The following is a 26,958-nucleotide window of genomic DNA, read 5'->3' on the forward strand; positions in this document are numbered from 1 at the left end:
CATCTTAGCATTACATGCGAAACTTTGATTATCATCAACAATAATCGTACTTTAAAGCTCAGTTTTAACTCGTAAAGAAATAACAGTCATGCTTCCTAATTCCATTTATAAATATTTAATCGACCTAAGAAAAAACAACAATCGAGATTGGTTTCATGCTAACAAGGCTCAATATAATCAGGCAAAGAAAGATTTTGAACTGTTTGTTGAATTAAGTATTCAGCAAATTAAACACATAGATCCTTCTGTTACAGGCAATAATGCCAAGGATTGTGTTTTTCGAATTTTCCGAGATGTTCGATTCTCAAACGATAAACGTCCATATAAAACTAACTTTGGCGCATTTATAGCACGTGGTGGTCGCAAGTCGAGATACGGAGGTTATTATATTCATATTGAACCAGAACAATGTTTTCTTGGAGGTGGATGTTATATGCCCGAAGCAAAAATACTAAAAGCAATTCGAGAAGAAATTTATCATCATCCTGAAGAATTTAAATCAATAGTTGAGAATTCTCAATTCGTTAATCATTATCCAGAATTATATGGTGAGAAACTAAAAACGGCACCTCGGGGCTACCCAAAAGATTTTGAGCATATTCAACTCTTAAACTACAAGCACTATGCCGTTAGCAAAGCTATTTCGGATGATATTGTGACTTCTGACAAATTTCCCCTTGCCATTCACGAAGCTTTTGAAATACTACATCCTCTCAATCAATTTTTAAATGATATTATAGAAGATTTATAGATTTTGTAGAAAAGCTATTTGGAATTAGTATCGATAAATAGGATATTCGCAGTATCAAATCAAAATTGAATTATGAGTCAAAAAGGGAATCGACTTAGCGGAGAAGAATTACACGAGCTGGGCATTAAGTGGGTGTACAAACACATAAAAGATGAATATGAAATTCTTTCTGTGAATATCGAATTTGAGAAGAATCCTCAGATTCTGGCGCGTAAGGATGAAGACCTGTATTTTATTGTTGTTAAAACAAGCACCTACCCCGATTTAGGATCATTAAGCCCTGGTGCGGCTGAAGAAATCATCAAACATGCCGATAAGCACAATGCAAAAATATTATTCGCGAATGTTGGTGTGGCCAATGCCGATGCTAAAGATGATTCAGGTATGGCATTTCCTGAAAAAGGAGGTCAATATTACATCAATTATAAGGGTTTAAGTATAGAGCCTAATATACTCATGCAGCCCTAAAATATTTTGCCATGCAAGATGATATTCAGAAGAAAAGACACGAATACAAGCTAAAACAGCTCAATGAACAAGATGTTGATCAAAACCCATTTATTCAATTTAATGCTTGGTTCAAAATGGCCATGGAAGCTAATTTACCTGATGCCAATGCAATGACATTAGCAACCGTCAATTCTGAAGGGAAACCTACTGCTAGAATCCTTTTGCTCAAAGATTACACTGATGATGGTTATTGTTTTTTCACAAACTACACAAGTAGAAAAGGCGAAGATTTAAAACAAAATCCATATGGAGCAATCGTATTCTTTTGGCCTCAATTGGAAAAGCAGATTAGGATTGAAGGTCGAATTGAAAAATTGAAATCCGAATATTCTGACCAATATTTCATGGCTCGTCCCATGGGAAGCCGACGTGCAGCAGCAGTATCTCCGCAGTCTTCAATACTAAATAATAGAACTGAGTTAGAACAAGCAATTGAAGAACACATAATTAAATATGGCGAAGCATTTGAGCGACCTGAATTCTGGGGTGGTTACAAATTGATACCTGAAAAATTTGAGTTTTGGCAAGGCCGGGAAAATCGATTGAATGATAGAATTGAATATATCCTAAAAGAACACCATTGGATTTCTCACCGCTTAGCGCCTTGATTTACAATCTAACTAAAAAAAAGCCTTTTAATTAAGGCTTTTTTTCATTCTACCTAGCTTAAAAAATCACTATATTGTGCCTGACTTTCACTCAAATAGGACTTCTATTGAGTTTAGAATCTAACACTTTTTATTTATTAAAATAAAGATTACCTAACTAAATATGAGCATTTTCAAAAATACAGCTGAAAAAATTGCACGAAGGATCTTAAACAATCTGTTAAATAAACATGCCAGACGTGTAGAATTTCACAATATGGAGAGTGCAAATCATATTGGAATTTTATTTGATACAAATCAAATAGAAAACAATTGTATCGTTAGTGACTTTTATAGGGATTTAAAGAACCAAGGCTATAAAATAAATGTTGCAGGTTGGTATACAGGAACCGATATTCCTAAAAAACCTTTAAACACCTTGGATTTCACTTACTTTTCTGAATTAGACAGTAATTGGAAAGGCATTCCTCATACATATGAAATATCAGAATTCTTTAAACAGAAATTTGATATCCTATTTGTTTTAACTCAGTCAGAAGAATTACCGATACAGTATATAATATCTCTATCACCTGCAGCCTTTAAAGTCGGTGCAAAAGCGAAAAATGCCGATTACTTAGACTTTATGATTGAATTAAAAAAGAATGCGTCAATAAAAGAACTTATTCAAGACAGTATCAGTTACCTATCAGAAATCAAGAAAAACTAAAATATAATGTCACATCAATTTTCAGGAACGGGAGTCGCGATTATTACTCCTTTTCATACAGACGGGAGCATCGATTTTAACTCTCTTACTAAGCTGGTCGATTTCCAGCTTAACAATGGTATTAACTATCTTGTTGTTATGGGAACAACAGGTGAAGCAGCAACTCTTAATAAAGATGAGAAAAAAGCTGTTATCGATCACATCATCAAAATCAACAATAAAAGAGTTCCTCTTGTAATTGGGATTGGTGGGAATAACACGAATGAAGTTGTAGCTGGAATCAAAAGCTTCCACGCATATAACGAAATTGCAGGTATATTGTCTGTTGCTCCCTATTATAACAAACCGAGTCAGGAAGGTCTTTATCAGCACTATAAGATGATTGCTGAAGCAAGTCCTGTTCCTGTAATTTTGTATAATGTTCCTGGTCGATCAGCTGTTAATATTTCCGCTGAAACTACTTTAAGATTAGCTAACGATTTTGAAAATGTTGTTGCTGTAAAAGAAGCTTCTGGAAATATGGAGCAAATTATGGAAATCATTAAAAATAAACCAACCGACTTTGCTGTGATTTCAGGAGACGATGCCCTGACTTTTCCTTTGATTTGTTTAGGTGCTGAAGGTGTTATTTCAGTTGTCGCGAATGCCTACCCCAAAGATTTTAGCGATATGGTTAATGCGGCACTTATATCGGAGATTGCCAAAGCAAAAGCATTACACTTTAAACTTTTTGAAATCATTCAAAATTTATTTACTGAAGGTAATCCTGCAGGCATAAAAGCCATTCTACATATTAACAAATTGATTGAAAACAACTTTAGACTACCTATGACTGGTGTTAGTATAAATCATTACTCAAAACTTGAAGAATTAGTTAATCAGACCAGGTAAGTGTGGCACGCAAATTGATACATATCATAAAGATTACTTTTAGTAATATATTTAAATACTCAACGAATGTGAGTATATTTAAAATAACAATCTAATTAGAGTAAATTAAAACACACATTATGAATCATTCATTGCGTTTATTAGTTCTTGCCTTGGCATTAATGGCTAGTGCATCTTGTTCACGTCAAATTACAAGAGTATCTCCTGATCAGCAAATCGATTTAAGCGGTCGTTGGAATGATACAGATTCTCAACTAGCTGCACAGGCTTTGACACAGCAAGTTTTAAGCCAAAATTGGATTGAAGATTTCCAACAGGAATTCAACCGAAAGCCAGTTGTAATTGTAGGCTTGATATATAACAAAAGTTCTGAGCATATCGAAGCTGACACCTATATCAAAGATATTGAGAAATCAATTCTTAATGATGCACGTGTTCGTTTAGTTCAAGCGGGTTCAAAGCGCGAAGATCTTCGTCAGGAAAGAGCTGATCAGCAAGATTTCGCATCGAAAGCGACAATCAAAAAATGGGGACAAGAGTTAGGTGCTGACTTTATTCTTCAAGGTGATATCAATTCTATTATTGATAGTCACAAGAAAGAAAAGGTTCGTTATTATCAATTGAATCTTGAATTGACAAACATTCAAACTAGTGAACTAGTGTGGATGGGTGATAAAAAGATCAAGAAATACGTAAACCGATAATCTGAGGTTTAACAATCAGTTGAATTGATATTATTTTCAAAAATATAAATACATCATCTGATTTTCTATATTAAAACCTTGCAAGGCAAAATGTCTTGCAAGAGTTTTAACTTCTTGACTGAAAAGCCAAGTCAAACACTCAACCTTTCTTTTAGTATGACATTCTCTATACAAAAGCGATTTCGATTAGTATTCCTTTTACTTGCATCACTTTTACTTTCAAACTGTGCGACTTATTACCAACAAAATGAAGCTTTCAATAAAAGTTTTGAAAGTGGTGATATGAAAATGGCAAACAAGCATTTGGATGCCAATAAAAAGCTACAAGCTAATCGCAATAGAGTTCTTTACCTAGTAAATAAAGGCGCCCTTGCTTGGATGCAACAAGATTATACCTTAGCCAACACCTATTTTAACGAAGCGGATTTATTTATTGAAGACCAAAGAAAAAACTGGGGTTCTGAAGCCCTAGCAATTGTTTCAAATCCTAGTGTTAAGCCATACAAACCTGAAGATTTTGAAAATGTACTTATCAACTATTATAAGGCCATTGGCTATCTTCAACTAGGTAAAAATCAAGAAGCTCTTGTCGAATGTCGTCGAGTTAACGAAAAGCTATATGCACTAAACGACAAGTACCCCCGAAATCATAAAAACAGGTATAGCGACGATGCCTTTGCTCATAACCTAATGGGAATGATTTACGATGCATCAAAAGACTACAACAATGCTTTTATTGCCTATCGAAATGCCTACGACATCTACAAAAGTAATTATTCAGAAAACTTTGGGACAGTCAGTCCTGAACAATTAAAAAAAGACATTTTAAGAACTGCCAAACGTATCGGCTTTGAACAAGAATACAATTTCTATAGTAAGGAATTTGGCATGACTTTCGAAAGCTATTCAAAAGATGAAGGCGAGATTGTTTTCATTTGGATGAATGGCTTAGGTCCCGTTAAAGATGAGTGGAGTATCAATTTTGCTGCAAACAGAGGTGCTGGAGGCATTTTAACCCTTGCCAATAATGAAGAAGGAGTCAGCTTTCCTTTCAACACTAACAATTTTAGTAGTAAAGAGAATGCGGCCTTCAGTAATCTTGACTTCATAAGAATCGCATTTCCAAAATACCGAGAACGTGTACCCTTATTCAATCAGGCTTTAATTGAAGTCGATGGTTTAGGTCAATATAATTTAGAAAAAGCAGAAGACGTTAACGCCATTGCATTTAAATGTCTTAAAGATCGTATGGTTCGTGAATTGGCAAATTCAATTCTTCGACTTGCTACAAAAAAGGCACTAGAAGAATATACACGTAGTAAAGACGAAACCTTGGGTACTTTACTCAGTATTGCCAATGCCTTAACAGAAAAAGCAGATACACGTAACTGGCAAACTCTTCCACATGGTATCTACTACGCACGAATTAAGCTAGCAGCTGGAAACCATAAACTCCTATTAAATCTGAAAAGTGAAATAAATGGAGAGCATCAGCAAGAGTTTCATTTTAATGTAAAAACTGGGGAAACTCAATTTTTCACCTTCCAAAATCTAGAAACAAGATAGATGACAAGAATAGTATTTCCTAAATGTGCTTTTTGAAGGATAATATATTTCATTGCTCAACGTTTAAAATCCAATATGAAATCGACCTTACCAAAAAATACAATTCACTATTGTCCTAAATGTGGCAGTAGTGAATTTTCGTTTAAAGAAGATCAATCTTTTTTATGTGACCAATGCCAATTTCATTTATACATTAACTCTGCGGCTGCAGTTGCCGCTATAATACTAAACGATAAAGGTGAAATACTCTTTACTAAACGTGCGGTCGAACCACATAAAGGCATGCTTGATTTGCCTGGTGGCTTTGTAGATATTATGGAAAGTGCTGAAAATGCACTTTATAGAGAAATAAAAGAAGAATTGAACCTTGACATTGAATCATTTCAATATTTTATGTCCTCTCCTAACGAATATATTTTTGAAGGATTATCTGTTTTCACACTTGATTTAGCTTATATTTGCAAACTTAATTCATTTAACCATATACACGCAAAAGACGATATTTCGGCTTACGAATTTATTGCACCAAACCTGATCCCCTACAACCAGATTGGTGGTGAGTCGATAAAAAAAATTACAAAAGCTTTTGCAAAAAACTTAATTAATGAACTTTAAAAAGATTACCACTAACACAATCCTTTGTGCATTATTATTCGTTTCATTTTCTTCCTTTTCCCAGAAAAAAGAATTGAGATATGAAGTAGGGACTTCTGCTGCTATATCAAGCAAATCAGACCTACCATTTTGGCTTGTAGCAAACCAAAATGGTATCGCTCCAAAAAAGAATGGAGAGAGAATATATTTTGGATTGAACAAGGATTACACCAAAGAAAAAGGTCTGGATTGGACGGCAGGTGTCGATGCCGCCTTTAGCAGTACTTATTCTGAATACGCACTTATCAATCAATATTTCCTAGGCTTAAAAAAAAATAAGATTCAGTTATTTGTTGGTGCAAAAAATCAGGAGGTTGAATTGGATGGCCTATCCTTTACAAACGGAAATTTAATTATGTCGGGCAATGCTCGTCCTTATCCAAAAATAGAAATTGGCTCAACAGATTACCTTCATGTTCCTTTCACAAAGGGATGGATTGGAGTAAAAGCTGTACTATCTAACGGTTGGTTAATTGATGATAGGTATGTCAATCATGTTAACTTACATCACAAAAACTTTTTCCTCCGTTTTGGTAAAAAGAAAGGTTTATCTCTTGAAGTAGGTATTGATCATTATGCACAATGGGCAGGAACCTCTCCTATTTATGGAAAGTTAGAAGGTGACTTGAAAGCCTTTGCTAAAGTTTTCATTGCTAAAAATGGTGATCTATTAACAACTAGCGATGGAAACACTAGTAATAATGAATCTGATAACTCCTTAGGAAATCATGTAGGGCAAAATCAAGCTAAACTAAATTACAATTCTGAAAAATTCAACCTAACGTTTTTCATGAAAAACATGTTTGAAGACAAAAGTGGTGAGGTTCGAAAAATATATAATGTCAGAGATATCTATTACGGCCTACACCTTAAACTTCATAAAACAAAAATTATAAACGCTTTCCTTTTAGAATATTACTCTAGCTTACATCAAGGCAGTGAGGAAGTAACACCTTCATTAAGCGTTATTGGTTATGACAGTTACTTCAACAATGGTATTTATCGATCTGGATGGTCAAATTTTCAAAAAGGATTTGGTATTCCATTAATTTCTCCAACAACTATTGGGGCCGACAATAACATTAGCTTTGCCAATACTACAGTTAAAGCCTTTAATTTTGGTTTCTCAGGACAATACAATAGCTTTAAATACTTATTTAAAGCAACCATGTATAAAAACTATGGTCAGGTTTACCCTGTTGTCGAAGATCGTAGTAAGCCTGTTGATGAATGGGTCTTTTTAAGAAAATATACAGTTGACCCACAAGAATATCAGAAACACTTTTTATTGGAGCTATCAATTCCTCAAAATAAAATTCCTTTCAATATCCAAGCAAGTATTGCTTATGATTCAGGCGATATCTACAAAAACAACTTAGGGGTTATGCTTAAACTTTCTCGATCGGGTTTTATTTCTGATTTCTTGAAAAAATAGAAAACACATCGCGTTTAAATTATTAGTAAATTTACGAATTCAATTAAAATTTTAAAGCCTGGTATCTTCACATTATGCGCATAGATATTAATCCAAAATATAAACATTTACAAAGCTTTCTGGAGAATCTTCCTGAAAATTTCAATGTCCTTGGATCATCCCTATACAAGGGACGAAATGAAATTAAAACAATTGAAATAGATGGTATCATACTCAATGTGAAATCGTTTAAGGTTCCTCACTTAGTTAATAAGATTGCTTACACTTATATTCGAAAATCAAAAGCCGAAAAATCCTTTAAATATGGACTAAAGCTTCAAGACTTAGGTATAAACACCCCAGAACCAGTCGCAAGTATCGTTTGCTACAAAAATGGTTTAATATGTCATAGCTATTATATTTCCTTACAATTTGAATATGACTATACTATTAGAGAGTTAATTATAGGGAAAATACCTTTCAACACAACTTTGCTAGAAGATTTTACTCAGTTCACTTTTGATAATCACCAAAAGGGTGTTTTGCATCAGGATTATTCTCCAGGTAATATCCTAATAAAGCAATTAGATGAGGAAACACTGTTTTCAATGGTAGATATTAATAGATTGAAATTTAAACAACTCAGTTTAGTGGATAAACTGAAAAATTTCTCACAGTTATGGGCCGATGAGGAATTCCTTAAGATTATTGCAAGGAAATATGCTCAATTAAGCCAAATGGATAGTGATTACGTTGAAAAACAAATCATTAATTTCGATCAAATTCACAAAGCTAAAAAACTGAGAAAGAAAAAAATTAAGAGCTTGTTTAAAAAGAATTAGAATGAAAAATACAGTAAAACTTTCAGGTGTTGTTATCACACTAAACGAAGAAGAAAATATTGGTAGATGCATAGAATCGTTACAAAAAGTAACAGACGATATTGTTATTGTCGATTCTTTTTCAACAGATAAAACAGAAGAAATTTGTCATAACTACGGTGTACGTTTCTTGAAACACAAATATGAAGGTGGAATTGCTCAGGTTGGCTGGGCTGTGAAACAGGCTAAGTATGATCATATCCTGTTACTAGATGCCGACGAAGAGTTATCTAAGGAATTGGAAGAATCCATTAATGAAGTTAAGTCAAACTGGACTCATGGAGGTTATTCACTAAGATTTAGAACACTTTTCTGTGGAAAATGGTTAGTACATTCATGGCGCCACCGAGTGCTTCGTTTATTTGACAGAACAGAGGTCGATGTAGCAGGAAGAGAGCCACACTATAACTTTGCGCCTCAAAAAGGCATTAAAGTTGTCAAACTAAAGGGGGATGTAAAGCATCATGCCTATTATCAAATTGACGAATTTATTGCCAAAAGAAATACATATTCAACTCGATCTGCAGTAGCCTCCTATCAGCAAGGTAAGAAAGCGCCTTTATACAAGTTACTTATCAATCCATTTTGGAACTTCTTTCGCAACTACATTCTTTTAGCTGGTTTTTTAGATGGAATTCATGGATTGACTGTTTGTACACTCAATTCACAGTATATTTTCATGAAATATGCCAAGTTGAGAAATTTTTATTTTTTAGATAAACAAAAGCAAGACTAGTTATGTCATAATCAGTGCATAGCATTGACATGTAACCAGCTCATTAAAAAAATAAGCCAGATCAATATGAAGACAGTCCTCTTTTGTAAAAGACCCTATTCATTTAGCATTTTGCGTCCTATTCATAACGAGTCGATTCGTTTGGGAGATGATGTTATGTGGTATATCGATCCAGAGATCGTTGACCGTTTTCCTTTTAAAGAGGATAGCCATTACACCACTTCTTTACAGGAAATTTATGATTTTAAAAGTGATGCCATCTTTGTCCCAGGTAATGTGGTACCTCATTACTTAAGAGGGGTTAAAACTCAGATTTTTCATGGTTTAGCTGGAGAAAAGAAAGGTCATTTCAGAATTCGAAACTATTTTGACCTCTATCTAACTCAGGGACCTTATTTTACAAATCGTTTTAATGAATTGGCTAGTAAGCATGGTGATTTTGATGTAATGGAAACGGGTTGGTCTAAGCTAGACGACCTATTTCTTCAAAAAGAAAATTTCAATACAGAAAAAACAAATCTATTAGAGAAACATGAAGCGAAGGAGATTATTCTATACGCACCAACCTTTTCTCCCAGCTTAACATCTGCAGAAGTCTTATCTGACGAAATAATAGCTCTTTCTAAAAATAAGGACTACCTCATTATGGTTAAATTTCATGATCTCATGAATGAGAAAGTGAAAGCCTTATATCATGAAATAGCTAGATCAATTGAAAATATAGTCATCCTAGATGATCCTAATATCAGTAAGTATTTAATTCTATCTGACTTGATGATAAGTGACACCTCTTCTGTTGTCTATGAATTCTTACTTTTAGACAAGCCAGTTATCACATTTAAGTCATCATCTGATAATATAAAATGGACAAACATAGAGACTCCTGATATTTTGTGTGAAACAGTTGGCGCAGTTATGAATTCAGATATCAACCAGGAAGAAAGAAAGTGGATTATAAATAACTATCATCCTCTAAGAGATGGTAAGTCAGCCCAAAGAATGATAGAAGCAGTAAAACAATGGCTGAGTCATAATTCGGTTCCAGAAAAAAGAAAGCTATCATTTCTTCGTAAGTGGAAGGTGAATAAAAAATATGGCAAGGTTAAAAAATGATTAAGCTTTAATTCAGATATTAGTATTCTGGATACAAACAGAAAAAGTAGAAAACCAAATTATATAAACATGAAACGTATACTTGTTACTGGAGGTGCTGGATTCATTGGTTCACACCTATGTGATCGTCTTATAAAAGAAGGCAATGATGTGATTTGTCTCGACAATTATTTCACTGGTAGCAAGCGTAATATTGAGCACCTCCTATCACACCCGTACTTCGAGTTGGTTCGTCATGATGTGATTCAGCCCTATTTTGCAGAGGTCGATCAGATTTATAATTTGGCTTGTCCTGCATCCCCAATTCATTACCAATACAATCCTATAAAAACAACCAAAACCTCGGTTATGGGGGCTATCAATATGCTTGGTTTAGCCAAACGTATTAAGGCTCGTGTCCTACAAGCATCAACAAGTGAGGTTTATGGCGATCCTGAAATTCATCCACAAACAGAAGATTATTGGGGAAATGTGAATCCCATTGGCATCCGTTCATGTTACGACGAAGGAAAGCGCTGCGCAGAAACTTTGTTTATGGATTATCACAAGCAAAACCAGGTGGATATTAAAATCATGCGTATTTTTAATACCTATGGTCCAAATATGCACCCAAATGATGGACGGGTAGTTTCTAATTTCATCATGCAGGCTTTAAAAGATAAAGATATTACCATTTATGGTGATGGTTCACAAAGCAGAAGTTTCCAATATGTTGACGACTTGGTAGAAGGTGCGATTAGAATGATGAATTCACCCAAAGATTTCATTGGACCTGTTAATATTGGGAATCCTAATGAATTTACCATACTTGAATTGGCTCAAAAAGTGATCGAACTGACTCAATCAAAATCAAAAATCATCCATCAGGAATTACCTATGGACGACCCTTTGCAACGTCAACCAGATATCAGTCTCGCTAAAGAAAAACTGAATAATTGGGAGCCAAAAATCCAACTAGAGGAAGGCTTAACTAAGACTATTAGCTATTTTAGTAAACTAATCAAATCGGAATATTAATATCATTTTTTGTTTGTGTTCAAACAAAAAATAACATTCTTTCATATGTCAACAACCAATATTTTTGCAGTCTTTTATACAGAACAAATTTATTATCTACCACAATTTATTCCGGTAGCGAATGAATTAAAAAAAAGAAATTTTAAATATCTCTTCATTATAAAAGAGAGTGTCAAACGTGATATTTTCAATCAGAATGAAGACATTATAAAGATCTGTGAGAAAGAAAACATTCCTTTTCAAATTGGTACTTCTGGAATGGAAAATGTTGATATTGAATATCTGATAAGTGGCAACACGATACCCTCAATTGATATTTCTTATAAAAAATCGGTTTTCATAGCACATGGAATAGGGACAAAAACTGGCAATTTCTCTGAAGATAAAAACCTTTATGATATTCGATTTGTAGAAGGGGAATTTCGATTAAACAAACTCAAAGAATTATATCCTCAAAGTTCAACCTTATTAGATAATGTAGGATTCTCAAAACTAGATACCGTACTGGCCTACACCGACCAAGACATAATTGATCTAAAAAAACAGTATGCCTTAGATCCTCAGAAAAAGACCATTTTATACGCTCCAACTTTCTACCCCAGTTCCATAGAGAAAATGAGCGATAAGTTTCCAGAGGAATTCTCTGAGTATAATATTATTGTAAAAGCACACCACTTTACTTATTTACGAAAGAGATATAAAGCTCAGCGAAAAAAACTGAATAAATGGAAGCAATACAACAACGTGTATTTTGCTGAATTTGAAGACTATAACATTTCTCCATTTTATGCCATATCAGATATTCTGATCTCTGACGAATCCTCAGTCGTTTTTGAATTTGCTGCATTAAACAAGCCAGTGATCTTAAACAGATTCATTAAACTACGCTTAAGTTATCGTTTATTTGGAAAATACAAATTGAAAAAGAGAATGGAAAGCTCTATGGATCAATTTCGAAATATAGGTGAAAATGTCAACAAATATAAGCATCTTAAAAAAGTGGTTGACACAGAAATACAAAATCCTGAAAAACACAAAACCCGACGATCAGAATGCACGCACCAAATTATTGGCCCTGTTGATGGAAAAGTATCAGTCCGTATGGTTGATGTCTTAGAAAAAGAAGTAAACAAACAGGCATAAAATTTCTAACTAAATAATCAACACCAAGATTGTTTCAAAAACAATTTTGGTATTGCATCTATATACAAATTAATTAATATGAAGAATATTTGTGTTCTATTAGCTGGAGGAAATGGGAATCGTTTAGGAGGAGATCTACCAAAACAATTTATCAAAATAGCTGGTAAAACAATTATTGAGCACAGTATTGATATTTTTGAAAAATCAGAGCAAATCCACGAGATAGTAATAGTTATCAATCCCATGTATGTTCAACAAATCGAAAATATTGTAATCAAAAATCAATATAAAAAGGTTAAAAAAATTCTTCAGGGAGGAAAAGAAAGATCTGACTCTAGCTTGGCTGCAATTCATGCCTATGAACATGAACCAAATTCAGATCATTTTAATCTTATTTTTCACGATGCAGTAAGACCTTTCGTAAGTTTATCTATTATAGAAAATGTCGTATCGGCAATGAAAAAATATAATGCGGTTGATGTCGCTATACCTGCTACAGATACAATCATTGAAGTAGATAAGAATGACTTTATTGTAAATGTGCCAAAGCGTTCAAGTCTACGACAAGGTCAAACACCTCAAGCCTTCAAATTGTCAACGATTCGTGATGCTTATAAGTTAGCTGCAAATGATTCTGCCTTTACAACAACTGATGATTGTGGCGTGGTATTAAAATATTTACCACAAGAAAAAGTTTTTGTAGTAGAAGGTTCACAAAGTAATATCAAAGTAACTTATGAACTAGATCTCTTTATTGCAGATAAACTGTTCCAATTGAAGCACCTGGATTTTAATTCCCGAGAATTATTAGAAAATCAAAAGGAAACTTTAAAATCTAAAGTTATTGTAGTTTTTGGAGGTAGCTATGGCATTGGAAAAGACATTGTAAATATTTTCAATAAGATTGGAGCAAAAGTTTACTCCTTTAGTCGTACACACAACAATGTTAATGTTAAAGATAAAACTGCAGTAAATAAAGCTCTTGAATCTGTTTATAAAGAAAATAAAAAAATTGATTACGTTATAAATACCGCTGCAATTCTGAATAAGGAGCCATTAATGAACCTTGATACTGAAAGTATACAAGAAATAACTCAGGTTAACTATATAGGCATGATAAACGTGGCTACAGAAAGTTTTAAATACCTCAAGGAAACAAAAGGACAACTTCTTTTATTTACCTCAAGTTCATACACCAGAGGCCGTTCTTCATACAGTTTATATTCCTCTACAAAAGCAGCTGTTGTTAATTTTACACAAGCCATTGCCGAAGAATGGAAAGACTTTGGCATTAAAATAAACTGTATTAATCCAGAACGAACACAGACTCCAATGAGAATCAAAAACTTTGGTATCGAGCCGGAAGATAGTTTATTAAAATCAAGAGAAGTGGCTAAAGTATCTATTAGAACCTTATTAAGCGATTTCACAGGACAAATTATATATGTCAGAAAATAAGGATCTTACCATTCCAAGCTAATTCCATCTATAATCCAGAGGAACTTCATCCTTGAGAGCTGGACCAAAATCAATCCCCAGCTCTCTTAGTAAGGGGTATTTAGCTTTAACTTTTTTGTGAAATTCATCGAATTTTAATCTTTCACCTTTGCTCCACATTTGTTCCGATAAGGAAAATATCCTTGGGAAAACACGTCGGTCAATCAAATTCTCCTTCACAGACCAATCGGTCCACATACAACAACCCATACCTAAAACTAAATCATGAGGATCACTTAGGTCACTTGGATTTTGTTCGTAAGTGGTTTTCAGATCATAAGAGCCCTTCTTTTTGTACCTAAACCATGGTTTTATAGGATAGTTTAGATAGGTCCCATAATTAGTGTTACAAATGACCTGATGACCTCTTTTAACTGCTTGTTTTAATGCCTTATCCTTATAACTATTCCAATTCCACCATTGTATAACGACATTGTCTGGTAGCTCCATACCCTTTCGATGTAGAATATCACCCCAGAAAATCACTTTTCGTCCCTTCGTTTTCAAGTAATTTGCCAAGCGAGAAGAGAAATAGAGTTGAAGGTCATGGGTATTATTTAACTTTTCTTGCTTTATTCTTAATTGACAATCTGGGCATTTATCCCAATTATCTTTGGGTGCTTCATCACCACCTAAATGAATATATTCAGAAGGAAATAGCTCACAAACCTCATCAAGAATATCCTGAAGGAACTGATAAGTATCCTCCTTGCCACCGCAAAAAAGAGTTGATGAGAAACTCATTATATTTGCTGGAACTTCATTAAAACAAGACATCTCTGGATAAGCAGTCAAGGCTGCTTCAGAATGACCTGGCACATCAATTTCAGGGACTATCGTTATATGCAGTTTACTGGCAAATGCTACAATATCTTTTATTTCTTCTTGAGTATAATACCCCTGTTGCTCTTTCCCCTTAGCAACCTTTGAGCCAATTTTTGCTAATCTGGGATATTTCTTAATTTCAATCCTCCACCCTTGACCTTCAGTTAGATGCCAATGAAAAACATTCATTTTTAACATGGCCAGATGCTCCAGGTACTTTTTGATAAATTGAGGTTTTTGATATTGTCTGCCAGAGTCAAGCATAAAACTTCTCCAGTCATATTTAGGTTGATCCATCACCTCTAAACATTGAATTTTATAGTTGTTTAGTGTAAATGGAGCACCAGCCTGAACTTCTACTGGTAACAATTGAAGTAAAGTTTGAACACCATAAAAAAGGCCTTTTTCACTTATTGAACTGATATTGATCTGGGATTGAGAGACTCTTAACCAATACCCTTCCTCTCCCAAATGGTTATAAGTAATACTCTTAGCAAGGACAATATCTCCAGTATCTGATTCAACAAGTTTTATAAGAAAATATTTGTCTAATCTATCAGACAGATATTGAGCTGTTTCTATACAATCCTTTTCATAGGCCAGAACAATTTCCTTAGAAAATATAAAACTCGTCTTAAAAAGCTCTACTTCCATCGGTGTAGGTAAGATTTTTTGACCACAAACAACCTGATATAGAATAAGAAAAAACAGTGTGAACATTTTAGATTTCATAGGTGAGTTGCATTATTAGATCAATAAAACAATTCAAGAAATAAGCATAGATTTAACTACTTTATCATTTCTACTTCCCTTTAAGATACGAACAAATACTTATCAGTTCAAAGAAATCTTGATTACGATTGGTTCCTATTAAGCCTTATTGCAAAAAAATGAAAGCCTAAAAAAGGGGAATAATTCCCCCTTTCATATTAATACCAGATCTGGTTAATTACTATTTTCTTCTAATTTGGATTGACCCAAAAGTTATTGGCATCGGTTAGAAAATACATATCTCGAGATTTCCATTCTACTTTTTGGTTTAAGGCTCTATCATCAGGTTTGTATTCTGAAGGATAAAGCTCTACATATGTTTTTCTTAATTCAGAAGATTCATAAGATGATCTACTATCCAATGGTGTTGAAAATCGATACAAATTCTTAGTCATATATTCATAAAGATAGCGCTGCTCCCCACCATAATAAGCCTGATCATTCCAATGAAGTTTCTTATAAACCTTCATTGTTCTTTTATGAATTAAATTATCTCTAACCTCCTGAATACTGAGTGGTGTATTATTCTCATCCATCACATAAGCTTCAAAAGATGCATCCATCCAAAGCCATTTGTTATATTGATTTGAATAAACCACATTTATCACATGACAATCACTAAAACGTTCGCCCTTTGGCATACAGGTTACAAATCGTGACTTAAAGCCCATTGCAAGGTAAACCTCATTTAGAATTGTTGACATCATCCTACAATTCACACCTCTCTTCTCTTTTTCACAAATTGAAATCAAGGCTTCGGCTGATTTTTTTCCCGAGTAATTCGAATTTCCATCATGTCTTACAGTATGGTTAACCCAAGACATTAGCTTTACAATTTTCGAGAATTCATCCCCTTCACCTGCTACTGAATCAAGCTTATATTTCAATCTCAAGTCTGAAAGTTCATCTGCATTCTGATAGGTGAATTTAGGTGGGGTCATTTTTACTTTCGAATAGCTTGAAGTTTGTAGAAAAAGCTTGTGATCGCCAACCAGTCTGAATAGCTTCAAGAGTTCTTTAAATTTGGCTTCATCTCTAATATTATCCAAATCACTATCCTTAAGGATATGATAGTAGTTCTTATTACCATGCTGGTAATTCAATTCTAAAAATTCCAGAGCCTTCTCTTTATTGTCTATCAAAGAATAGGCACAAGTGAGGTTATACGACACACTCTGTGCAATCCACTCTTTCCTTCTTTTCTCAGATTCATCAAGCTTTGTGAATGCCTCATAAACCGGCAACATAGATTCTATAGCTTTAGTGTAGTTCTTAGCTGACCAGGCTTCCTTTCTAAGCATCTCGCTTTCCTGGTAAAGTTTATTAACATCAAGATCTTGTCCTTTTGTAAGGTTAATCAGGCTAAAAAGGCAAAGGATTAACAAAATGTGTTTTCTCATTGTTTGGGGTATTATTTAATATTGGGTTATTTAGTTTATTGTTCTTTTATCCACTCATAAACAGGATCTACGCCCTTCATATAGTCTTCAAAACTTGTTTCGACACGCACATCTGGGACGATGGTGTTGATATCCTCATCCGTTTCTTTAAAGTACTTTGTAGAATAGGTCACATTTAGTTTAGAATGCGGTAGGTCGAATGATCTAATTTCTCCAAAATGATTTGGCTTTCCACTGGTTTCTTCTCCTATTAAAATCACTTCTGTCTGATTTTTAAAATCCATAGCGTTGATGATAGCCGAAGAGAATGTCTTTCTTCCTATCACAACGTAAAGTTTACCTTTTGAGTTGATCTTTTTAATAAGGGCAAGCTTTTCACAAACTCGGTTCCCTGAGCAGAGCTACCTCCACCATTAAAGCGCATATCGAAAACAAATTGCTTAATAGGCTTCTCTTTTATCGTTTGAAATATTTTGTTCTCAAACTCAGTAAACGATGGGAACTTCTTAGCCGTTTTGCGATGACCAAATTTATTCATCAGCTCACGACTCGCACATTTATTATACTGAATATAATAGATACTATCCTTTTCAATATATTTCTGGATAAAGACCTCGCGCTGATGTTGCAAACAATAAGGCTTGGTATTAGGCATCAATGCTTGCTGGTTCTCCTTCGTTATTCTTTCTAACTGAATTGTAGATTTCAAATAAGAAGCATTATCATCCTCTAATCCGAGTTCATAAACACCATTATTTGCAAATCCAAAAAATTCCAACAAAGCTCCATTATTCAAAAGCTTTGGTACAAACATCTTCGACATTGCGCTATTGTCAACTGAAAACAACGTTTCCAGACTATCACAAATTTGACCAATAGGAAAATCGTTTATACTTGTTAATTTCTTCCCTAATATTAATGTGTTCTTTAGAGATGTAGCTAGAATATATATGCCATTCTTAAACCAATATAACTCTAATGGCAAGCTCTTTTCTTGATCAAATAGCTTAGAGAATTCAACATGAGTATGTGAATCACCAAAACTAGCTATCACCTGCTGTATAGATAAGATAATTTCAAAATCATTTAGCTGATTAATTTTTGAAATTACCTTATTTAAATCTGTCTCGAATTCCTTTTGGTTTCGAACAGTAAAAAGGTCTTTATGATTTTTAGGTAGCTCTTCTTTTAAAAACTCAATATCTGCTTTCCAATCAATCTCGCTTTTTTGAGAAAAAACTAAGCTTGATACAAGCACTAATAGGATGGTAATGTATTTCTTCATTTAAATGTATAATATAAATTTATCCTTAATCAGGATTTAAAACAGAATAGTAAACACAATGATTAAGCAAGCCATCATCATCATGAAAACAAAGACATCTCGCTGCGACTTTTTATAATGATCAGCCACCAATAAGCCACTTAATAAAAGTAAGCTATCATCAGTAGTTGAATTGATATAACCTTTGCTTGAGGACTTAGAATAGTCAATAAGTTCGCCTTCAGTTCCTATCAATTGCCAAGAGTTTTGGAAAAGGCTATCGAAATTAAAATGCAGCACTCTCTTATCAACAGATAAGATAGCTCTTGATCGCCATTCGTCGTAGCTTATTACTGCCAAGCTCTTATAAGTTAATCCATCGTAAACAATCGTGTTTTTCTTTATAAAACCCGATGACTTAAAACAATAGACCTTCCCTTTTATCTCTCCATTTGCAGATTGTGATAGAGAATCCCTTTTGAGATAGCCACACAACTTTTGTTCTTTAAAGAGCGTATAAGCGCTAGAGAAAGTGCCCTTCTCCCAACTTAGTTCCGTATTCATAGGCTTATTTTTTCTTTACTCTAAATATTTCTCTCACCAAATTGAAGAGACCAATGACAAAGAAAAAAGCAGCAACAAATGAGACCAATTCCTCATCTAACTCAATTGGACTATCAGCCATTGAAAAATATAAGAGGAATGATGTTAGTAGTAATAAAAATGATATGAATATTGACTTTCCTTTTGTCATGATTTCAGTTTTATTGAATGAAATATCTCACTATTTTAATCTAGATATTCACGCTATTCATCTCAGCAATTTCGTCTAACTGCTTGGATAAAGCTATGGCTTCGTTGATCACCTCATCTGGATAATTATTTATTTGAAGGATTCTGATGGCATTTCGATTCTTCAATCGTCCTTCTTTTAGTTTATAATCAAAGTCAATCTGTCTATTAGTAATTATCTCGCTGAAATGATACAGTTCATAGTCATCCTCAAGCATATCGGTTAGCTCAATATCGTGGGTCGATACAAATACGATATTCTTATTTTTCGAAAGCGATGAAAGAACGGCTTTCCCTGCTGAAATTCGCTCAACCGTATTAGTGCCTTTAAAAATCTCGTCAAGGAGAAATAGGTTTGGTGTTACACTTTCACTATAATCAATCATCTCCTTTATCGTCAAAACCTCCTCGAAATAATAACTCTTATCATTCATTAAATCGTCGCTAATACGGATTGCTGAATAGATTCGAGCTCTTGGCATACACATACATTTCGCAAAACATGTGTTCATGGTTAATCCCGTTATCAAGTTTAGCCCCATGGTTCGGATAAAAGATGTTTTCCCCGACATATTTGAACCCGTCAATAAGATGGATTTATCTTTTACCGCAATACTGTTGGTCACACAGCCATCTATTAAAGGGTGATAGATATCTGTGCCCGATATGTCAGTTTCGTTGTTGTTTATCGTAGGGATACAATAGGACTCCAAGCCATGACGTAAGGACGCAATCGAAATTAATGAATCAATATATCCAACAAAAGAGAAGACTTCTTCTATCTCCTCACGCTTGGTATTGAGGCGCTTTAAAACACCAAATAACAATAAGGGTTCCAGAAGGAAAGTTGTTTTTAATAGTTCGAGAATTGCCCAAAATGCTGCTTCGAAGTCGCCTTGTATTTTTGCTTCGAGCTGAAAAAAAGACATTCTACTCCGTACCTGATTAATCACTTGAATGGCATCATTCAATTCTGGATTTATTTCTTTAAAACTATCCTCATTGTGCAGTTGATTTGCAATATGATTCAAGCTTAGCAGTTGAGGGATAGAATCCACGTACTGATAGAGGTTTCTCTTATTCCAATAATGAATGCCGAGATTAACAATAAAAACAGGAGTCAAAAGAAGAAAGAGTTCGGGTCTGAATGGAAGCAATAGAATAGTTAGCAAACTTGTAAAAGACAAGAGGGGAACTGCAAAAAACCATTTAGGTGCTTTTAAGTGTTCTTCCTGAAATATGGAGGGTAAGTAATAAACATTGTCCTTTTGAAGCTTTTCAAGAAGCATCTGAGTTTTCACCCTAAAATCGATATCATCAGTCAGCTCACCAATCAATTTTTCGTTTAAGTCAGTAGTCATTGAATCTGATGGCATGCAGCGCAGAGTCTGATACAAATACTGCTGCCCTACTTTAGAAGAGGTTCTATCGACAAACATGAATAGTTCTTCAAAATCTAAATCGTTGCAGGTTTTATCAGACAAAACATGAAAGGATTTTGCATTATTCTTATTCTTAAAGTACTTCGAGATCATCTCAAAACAGAAAGATTCATCTTTCTCTTTTCCAAAGGATACTTTTAGTCTTTCAATGTCTTTTTTCTTTCGCTTAAAAATCATGTTTACTAAACCCTTTTATGATTAAGGTAATAGCCTGATATATGAGGCTTGCCCATCTGATTTATGTCTAAATATCTTATTGTTAATGATCAAATTTAACAATTACAGGAAGTAAACAGTATTTATAAAACATGTAAAATTAAATATGCAAGCAAAATAGAAAGACTCTACATAACAAATATTTCTACTCTATTTCAAAAGAAGTCCCGAAAACATGAGGAAGGAAGAAAAGTTAATCAATTTGTTTCCACACTAGGATATTAGGCACCTTCAAAAGTCTAAGACAAAAAAATCCGATCCACTTGCGTGAATCGGATTTTTCAATTAGATATTGTAAGATGGCTTATTTCAAACCTCTCTTCTTCAATAAAGGCTCGATACTTGGCTCAGCACCTCTAAAGCGCTTGTAAAGTACCATTGGATCTTCTGTTCCACCTTTAGACAATACATTGTCGCGGAATGCTTTTGCAGTAGCCTGGTCAAATAAAGATGTCTCGTTAAAAGCCTCGAAAGCATCAGAATCAAGTACACCAGCCCAAATGTAAGCATAGTAACCTGCAGAGTAACCTACAGGACTAGAAAAAATATGGTTGAAATAAGTAGAACGGTATCTTGAATAGATCTCTGGAATCAATCCCATTCCCTCAAGGTAGTTCTTCTCAAAAGTCATTACATCTTCAGTTAATGGCTCAGTTAAAGTATGGTAGTTCATATCAAGCAACGAAGCAGCAAGATACTCAACAGTACCAAAACCTTGGTTGAATTTACCGGCAGCTTGAATCTTCTTAACCAACTCAGCAGGAATCACCTCACCTGTTTTGTAATGCTTCGCATAAAGTGCTAACATTTCTGGCTCGAAACACCAGTTTTCCATCACCTGAGATGGTAATTCAACAAAGTCACGTGATACTGAAGTACCTGACAATTGATTGTAACGACACTTAGAGAAAAATCCGTGAAGTGCGTGACCAAACTCGTGGAATAAAGTCTCAACCTCATCAGGACTAATCAAAGCTGGTCCGTCGCCTACTGGCTTGGTGAAGTTACAGATATTCATGATAATTGGCGTAATCTCTTTGTCAGTACCTAAGCCTGATTGCTTACGGAATGAATCCATCCAAGCACCACCACGCTTCGAAGCACGAGGGTGGTAATCCAAGTAGAAAATACCGATATGTGTTCCATCAGCTTCCTGTAGCTCCCAAGTTTGACACTCTTCGTGGAATTTAGCAATATCTTTACGCTCAACAAACTTGACACCCCAAAGCTTTGTAGCCAAAGCAAAAGCTCCATCACGTACATTGTTTATCTCAAAGTAAGGACGTAATTCTTCTTCATCCAAAGCATACTTGGCTTTCTTCACTTTGTCAGAATAGTACCACCAGTCCCAAGAAGCCAACTTAAATTTGCCACCTTCTTTGTTAATCATTTTCTGTAATTCAACTGCTTCTTTCTTTGCGTTTGGCAATGCAGCATCCCAAAGCTTGTTCAAAAGCTCAAGAGCTTTCTCTGGAGTCTTAGCCATGTTCTTATCAAGAACGTAAGCCGCGTGGTTTTTAAATCCGAACAACTTAGCTCTCTCGATTCTTAGGTTGGCAATCTCCTGAGCATTCTTCTTGTTATCAAACTCGTTGTTGTTGTTACCACGGTTTACGTATCCCATATACAATTTCTCTCTCAAGTCACGCTTGTCAGAGTATTGTAAGAAAGGAAGCATAGATGGCTTATCTAAACCAAACATCCATTTGCCTTCTTTACCAGCAGCAGTTGCTTTTTCAGCAGCAGCACCAATAACAGACTCAGGCAAACCAGCAAGGTCTTCTTTATTGTCGATTACCAACTCGAAACCATTAGTTTCAGCCAATACATTATCGCCAAATGCCATCGTTAGTAAAGCTAATTTACCATCAATCTCACGAAGTTTTGCTTTCTTGTCTGCATCAAGATTAGCACCACTACGTACAAATCCTTCGTACATTTTCTCTAACAAAGTATTCTGCTCAACAGAAAGCTTCAAATCATCTTTCTTATCGTAAACCGTTTTAATTCTCTTGAATAGGTTTTCGTTAAGGCTAATATCAGCACTATGCTTAGTCTCTAAAGGTGATAATTCCTTAGCCAGTTTTGCAATGGAATCGTTGTTGTTAAATCCTTTTTGTGCATAAAAGACATTGCTCACCTTAGACAATAATTCGCCTGTTTTTTCGAAAGCTTCAATTGTGTTTGCAAAAGTAGGCTCCTTAGTGCTGTTAGCAATAGCCAAAACTTCAGCTTGCTCTTGCTTCATTCCCTCAAGGAAAGCTGGCTTGTAGTGTTCAAATTTAATTTTATCAAACGGTGCTGTTTGATATGGTGTGTTGTACTCAGCGAAAAACGGGTTCCCGTTAGCCTCAGTTTTTTCACACTTGTCGCAATTGCATGAGCTTAGTAAAACACTCGCTGCAAATAATGAAAGAAATGTTCTTTTCACCTTGTGTTTGTTTTATGTTAGTAATGGTTCTTTTCTAGTTGGCTAAAATACTAAAAAGGCTATATTAAACCATGGCAAAGCCCAATTACTAAACATGTTTATACAGCATAATGATCTGATCGTATTTTTTACGAGATTAACGTCTCAATCATCTACAAATACATTTTGGTAATTCTATCCTACATCCACTTCTTATTTGAGTTCTCAATTTTATAAAGTATTTGATCTTTCATGAGTAAAGCCTCGTCATAATTGATATAGTCAATTCTTACAGCAGAACCAGCCATTCCAAGAATAAGACTCCCTGTTCCATTTCTTCTCTGAAAAAAGGTCCGTTTTAGATGCACCGTCTGGATCTTATAAACTTCAATAATACTATAATCCTTAGCAATCATTCCTGAGTGTACCTGAAGGAAATCATGACTCATATGGTAGCTTCTTCTCTGATAAATTTGATAGGCTATACCTGCTGCTATAAATGGAACAAGAATCTCTAGGTACCACACCCAATCAAACTCAAAGCCCAAAGCTATAATCGGGATACTCATAAGCAAACAAGAGAATCTAAAATAACGGTAGAGAAAAATTTTATGTGGTTTTAAATCTATTGTCGATTGGGCAAAAGGATCCTCATAGATCTTGTTGCAAAGCTCATTAAATTTTTGATCATCACAACCCGGAATCGAAACCTTATCTTTATCCTTACTCACCTCAACACTATTGGCCTGAACCAATTGTATATCAGAGATACTCAACCATTTCTGTATCGGATTTATTGAACGTTTAAGTCTTTGAATCTTAGAAAAAGGGATGGTGATATTCTTACGTTTCAGTAATCCAGATTGCAAACTAAAAGCATTGCCAAAAGATTTCATATTGAAATCGTAATAACGTAAAAAGACCTCTGCCATTGAAATAATCAAGCTAACAAGAAGAACAAAGATAATCAAGCCTGCTATAGCTAAGCTACTTGAATGTTGTAGGAAACTTTCCGTTTTATCAGCAGCAAGATTAACTTCGCTCTCAAATAAATCTTTAAGCTGATAGTAGATATTATTTCCGAAAGCTAAAATAATCAGTAAGCCTCTTAAATGGTTTTTTGCAATACTGATACGTAATAAATCTTTAAAAGATAATTGAAGAACGGTTTTCTTTTCGTCAAGACTCTCAACATTAGCTTGGGTTTCTTCAGAATTAGAACGGTCCTCTTTATAGCTAGCGAGCTGCTCTTTCAAAGCTTCAGCAATTTCCCTGCTTATGGCATAAATAGACACTTCTTTCTTTTTAGACCCAGCAGAATCAACTTCTAACTGTACTACACCTAATACTTGCTGAATAAGGTTTTGTCTTAAATTTATCGAAACAATTTTCTCAAAAGGTATGGCAATAACCACACGTTTTAAATAACCTTTACGTAGCACAAACTCCTTGTCTTTAATTAAAAAGTAGAAGTTATACCAAGTCAAAATTGAATGTGCGATTATGACTATTACCAGAAACGAAAAACCAATAAGCCACTTAGGTTCCATCATTTTCGATGCATTCCCCTTAAACACATAAAGTAAGAGTAAGGGCCAAAATATCCTAATGACTTTCTGCACACTCATAAACAAGAAAAAGAGCATCCCTATAACCGATTGACGTTGTTCAGTGTCAAATGAGTGTTTATGCATCTTGAGTCACCTTTGATGTAATTACTTGTTTAATATCTTCTGCCATTTCCAGTGAGATCCCTTTTAAAGATAAGTCGTGTGCCGAATTCCCAGCCGTATAAATCTTCAAAACAGCAATATTCAAAGCTTTTGATATAAATCCTTGTCTGATTTCTACGTGTTGAATTCTGTTAAAGGGAACACTAATGACTTTATGCGTTAAATAACCCGTTCTATAATGTAAATCCCTTTGTCGAATGGCGTATCCCTTATTAGGAAACCCAAGTTGAATAAATGAAAACTTTATCAACGATAAAAGCAGCCATGCAATTAAAGCCGCACCAAACCACATAAAATCAATATCGTCAAACTTAAAATATGCAACCGTAAGTAAAACAATTAATAAAGCAAAGAAAATTGCCCATTGTATATTTATTACACGTTTATATCTGGGTAATAGATTCGTGAATTCTATTGTCTCACTTTTAGGTAGATCTGCGATCCAAATTTGATTATTCTCTTCTTGCATGATTTTCTCTAGTATTTTATAAGCGAATCAAAATCAGCTCAATTTATGATGACTTGTTTGAATCCGAAAGGTATTATTTTTTTCATTAAATACGGAGCTCATATTAGCCGATCATAATAAAGAGAATAAATGATCGAATAAAGTCAAGCTAATTTCAAATAACATATTTCATAAGAGATAATAAGACCAAATTATAAACACCTGCGAGACGCAAAATTGCTATATTTGTGTCTACTATTACCATTTTTTTTTAACCACAACTGGATCTCATCCAGACTATACAACGATTACCCCTATGAATACATTTGGAAGAATTTTCAAAATCAGCATATTCGGAGAATCTCACGGCAAAGGTGTCGGTATAACTATTGATGGCTGTCCATCGGGCATTGCCCTCACCGAAGAAGATTTATTACCTGATTTGAGTCGACGTAAGTCAGGCGCTAAAGGCACAACACCTCGTATCGAAAAAGATTTACCAAGCATTCTAAGTGGAACCTTTAAAGGTAAAACGACAGGTGCTCCTATCATTATTCTATTTCATAATACGAATACACAATCGAAAGATTATAGCAATTTGCTTGATACACCTCGTCCAGGTCACGCCGATTTCGTGGCTCAACACAAGTTTGGTAGAAATAATGATTACACAGGAGGTGGACATTTCTCTGGACGTATCACCCTAGGTTTAGTTGTAGCAGGCACGGTTGCCAAAAAGATTCTTGGAGATGTCAATATCGAAGCGAACTTGACTGAGATTGGTGGTTCAACTAATTTCGATACCGCTTTGGATAAAGCGATAAAAAACCATGACTCTATTGGTGGTATTGTGGAGTGTAAGGCAAGTAACCTGCCTATCGGGTTAGGAGAACCATTCTTCGATTCTGTTGAGTCGATGATTTCACACTTAATTTTTGCGATTCCTGCTACCAAAGGAATCGAGTTCGGTTCAGGTTTCGAAGCGGCTAAAATGACTGGATCGGAGCATAACGACAACATTCTTTCTTCTGATGGAAAGACTGAAACCAATCATGCTGCCGGAATCAATGGTGGCATTACCAATGGAAACGAGATTGTATTTAGAGTAGCCATCAAACCAACTTCATCAATTGGTGTGAGTCAGAAAACCATGAATATTTCAACTTCTGAAATGGAAGATCTCTTAATTGAAGGACGACACGATGCATGCATTGCCCTTCGAGTACCAGTGATTGTTGAAGCTGTCACTGCAATTGCTTTAGCGGATCTCAAAATGCTTGATAAAGCCAGACGATAAGCATAAAAATTTTAGACACAGATAAAATAAGATTCTATATGATCTATCTACTAAAATCCTAAATCATCATTTTAATCTGCGTCAAGAATTAAAAAGAGGATATCAAACTAAATTGATATCCTCTTTTATCATATTATTAAAATCTCAAATTTGAGATCAAAATTTA

26 protein-coding genes are annotated in these 26,958 nt (G+C 34.6%); 16 read left to right on the forward strand and 10 right to left on the reverse strand.

The features are described from left to right. The first annotated feature begins 88 nt into the window (after positions 1–88). The 15 genes from DWB61_RS08710 (at position 89) to ispD (ending at position 14,155) form a co-directional block, all read left to right on the forward strand. A complete protein-coding gene (locus DWB61_RS08710; RefSeq protein ID WP_125030518.1) occupies positions 89–751 on the forward strand; it encodes a DUF2461 domain-containing protein in 663 nt (220 codons plus the stop codon). Positions 752–823: 72 nt separating this feature from the next. Then, positions 824–1,219: a hypothetical protein gene (locus DWB61_RS08715; RefSeq protein ID WP_125030519.1), complete on the forward strand. Its 396-nt coding sequence runs from the start codon at positions 824–826 to the stop codon at positions 1,217–1,219. A gap of 11 nt (positions 1,220–1,230) precedes the next feature. Next, positions 1,231–1,869: a pyridoxamine 5'-phosphate oxidase gene (gene pdxH, locus DWB61_RS08720; RefSeq protein ID WP_125030520.1), complete on the forward strand. Its 639-nt coding sequence runs from the start codon at positions 1,231–1,233 to the stop codon at positions 1,867–1,869. Between the two features lie 163 nt (positions 1,870–2,032). Further along, a complete protein-coding gene (locus DWB61_RS08725) occupies positions 2,033–2,578 on the forward strand; it encodes a DUF6913 domain-containing protein (RefSeq protein WP_125030521.1) in 546 nt (181 codons plus the stop codon). Between the two features lie 6 nt (positions 2,579–2,584). Then, positions 2,585–3,469, forward strand: a complete 885-nt coding sequence (gene dapA / locus DWB61_RS08730) for a 4-hydroxy-tetrahydrodipicolinate synthase (protein WP_125030522.1) — start codon at positions 2,585–2,587, stop codon at positions 3,467–3,469. 119 nt (positions 3,470–3,588) lie between these two features. Next, positions 3,589–4,173 (forward strand): penicillin-binding protein activator LpoB, encoded by a 585-nt coding sequence (locus DWB61_RS08735; RefSeq protein WP_125030523.1) that lies wholly within the window; start codon positions 3,589–3,591, stop codon positions 4,171–4,173. A gap of 156 nt (positions 4,174–4,329) precedes the next feature. After that, positions 4,330–5,739 carry a COG3014 family protein gene (locus DWB61_RS08740; RefSeq protein ID WP_125030524.1) on the forward strand — a complete coding sequence of 470 codons (1,410 nt, stop codon included), beginning with the start codon at positions 4,330–4,332 and terminating at the stop codon, positions 5,737–5,739. Between the two features lie 75 nt (positions 5,740–5,814). Next, the gene (locus DWB61_RS08745; RefSeq protein ID WP_125030525.1) at positions 5,815–6,354 is read left to right on the forward strand and encodes an NUDIX hydrolase; all 540 of its coding nucleotides are present in this window, start codon (positions 5,815–5,817) and stop codon (positions 6,352–6,354) included. Further along, entirely contained in the window at positions 6,344–7,828 is a 1,485-nt protein-coding gene (locus tag DWB61_RS08750) for a capsule assembly Wzi family protein (RefSeq protein ID WP_125030526.1), read from the forward strand. Before DWB61_RS08745 ends, DWB61_RS08750 begins: the two co-directional genes overlap by 11 nt. A gap of 74 nt (positions 7,829–7,902) precedes the next feature. Continuing rightward, positions 7,903–8,649, forward strand: coding sequence for a hypothetical protein (locus tag DWB61_RS08755; protein WP_125030527.1), 747 nt, complete (start codon positions 7,903–7,905; stop codon positions 8,647–8,649). 1 nt (position 8,650) lies between these two features. Further along, positions 8,651–9,424 (forward strand): glycosyltransferase family 2 protein, encoded by a 774-nt coding sequence (locus DWB61_RS08760; RefSeq protein WP_125030528.1) that lies wholly within the window; start codon positions 8,651–8,653, stop codon positions 9,422–9,424. 66 nt (positions 9,425–9,490) lie between these two features. Beyond that, on the forward strand, positions 9,491–10,537 hold the full coding sequence (locus DWB61_RS08765; RefSeq protein ID WP_125030529.1) for a CDP-glycerol glycerophosphotransferase family protein: 1,047 nt from the start codon (positions 9,491–9,493) through the stop codon (positions 10,535–10,537). A gap of 69 nt (positions 10,538–10,606) precedes the next feature. Then, positions 10,607–11,554, forward strand: coding sequence for a UDP-glucuronic acid decarboxylase family protein (locus DWB61_RS08770; RefSeq protein WP_125030530.1), 948 nt, complete (start codon positions 10,607–10,609; stop codon positions 11,552–11,554). Between the two features lie 45 nt (positions 11,555–11,599). Beyond that, entirely contained in the window at positions 11,600–12,697 is a 1,098-nt protein-coding gene (locus DWB61_RS08775) for a CDP-glycerol glycerophosphotransferase family protein (RefSeq protein ID WP_125030531.1), read from the forward strand. Between the two features lie 78 nt (positions 12,698–12,775). Next, positions 12,776–14,155, forward strand: coding sequence for a 2-C-methyl-D-erythritol 4-phosphate cytidylyltransferase (ispD, locus tag DWB61_RS08780; protein WP_125030532.1), 1,380 nt, complete (start codon positions 12,776–12,778; stop codon positions 14,153–14,155). An 18-nt stretch (positions 14,156–14,173) separates the two neighbouring features. Here the strand turns inward: ispD and DWB61_RS08785 are convergent, their stop codons facing one another. The 10 genes from DWB61_RS08785 to DWB61_RS08830 form a co-directional block, all read right to left on the reverse strand. Beyond that, a complete protein-coding gene (locus tag DWB61_RS08785) occupies positions 14,174–15,751 on the reverse strand; it encodes a beta-N-acetylhexosaminidase (protein ID WP_125030533.1) in 1,578 nt (525 codons plus the stop codon). Positions 15,752–15,981: 230 nt separating this feature from the next. Beyond that, on the reverse strand, positions 15,982–17,190 hold the full coding sequence (locus tag DWB61_RS08790; protein ID WP_125030534.1) for a transglutaminase-like domain-containing protein: 1,209 nt from the start codon (positions 17,188–17,190) through the stop codon (positions 15,982–15,984). Between the two features lie 35 nt (positions 17,191–17,225). Next, positions 17,226–17,516: a S41 family peptidase gene (locus DWB61_RS08795; protein WP_156190205.1), complete on the reverse strand. Its 291-nt coding sequence runs from the start codon at positions 17,514–17,516 to the stop codon at positions 17,226–17,228. Next, positions 17,513–18,475, reverse strand: coding sequence for a hypothetical protein (locus DWB61_RS08800; protein ID WP_125030536.1), 963 nt, complete (start codon positions 18,473–18,475; stop codon positions 17,513–17,515). Before DWB61_RS08800 ends, DWB61_RS08795 begins: the two co-directional genes overlap by 4 nt. Positions 18,476–18,511: 36 nt before the next feature. Continuing rightward, positions 18,512–19,018 carry a hypothetical protein gene (locus DWB61_RS08805; RefSeq protein WP_125030537.1) on the reverse strand — a complete coding sequence of 169 codons (507 nt, stop codon included), beginning with the start codon at positions 19,016–19,018 and terminating at the stop codon, positions 18,512–18,514. 4 nt (positions 19,019–19,022) lie between these two features. After that, positions 19,023–19,208, reverse strand: coding sequence for a hypothetical protein (locus DWB61_RS08810; RefSeq protein ID WP_125030538.1), 186 nt, complete (start codon positions 19,206–19,208; stop codon positions 19,023–19,025). A gap of 40 nt (positions 19,209–19,248) precedes the next feature. Beyond that, positions 19,249–20,865: a MutS-related protein gene (locus DWB61_RS08815; protein WP_125030539.1), complete on the reverse strand. Its 1,617-nt coding sequence runs from the start codon at positions 20,863–20,865 to the stop codon at positions 19,249–19,251. A 343-nt stretch (positions 20,866–21,208) separates the two neighbouring features. After that, a complete protein-coding gene (locus tag DWB61_RS08820) occupies positions 21,209–23,335 on the reverse strand; it encodes a M3 family metallopeptidase (RefSeq protein ID WP_125030540.1) in 2,127 nt (708 codons plus the stop codon). A 179-nt stretch (positions 23,336–23,514) separates the two neighbouring features. After that, complete coding sequence (locus DWB61_RS08825) at positions 23,515–25,008, reverse strand: PH domain-containing protein (RefSeq protein WP_125030541.1); 1,494 nt, start codon at positions 25,006–25,008, stop codon at positions 23,515–23,517. Continuing rightward, a complete protein-coding gene (locus tag DWB61_RS08830) occupies positions 25,001–25,516 on the reverse strand; it encodes a PH domain-containing protein (RefSeq protein ID WP_125030542.1) in 516 nt (171 codons plus the stop codon). The genes DWB61_RS08825 and DWB61_RS08830 overlap by 8 nt, the downstream gene beginning before the upstream one ends. A gap of 295 nt (positions 25,517–25,811) precedes the next feature. Between DWB61_RS08830 and DWB61_RS08835 the strand changes: the two genes are divergently transcribed. Further along, positions 25,812–26,792, forward strand: a complete 981-nt coding sequence (locus DWB61_RS08835) for a chorismate synthase (protein ID WP_125030543.1) — start codon at positions 25,812–25,814, stop codon at positions 26,790–26,792. Positions 26,793–26,958 lie beyond the last annotated feature (166 nt).

This window comes from Ancylomarina euxina, assembly GCF_003863355.1.
In the GTDB taxonomy this organism is placed as follows: domain Bacteria; phylum Bacteroidota; class Bacteroidia; order Bacteroidales; family Marinifilaceae; genus Ancylomarina; species Ancylomarina euxinus.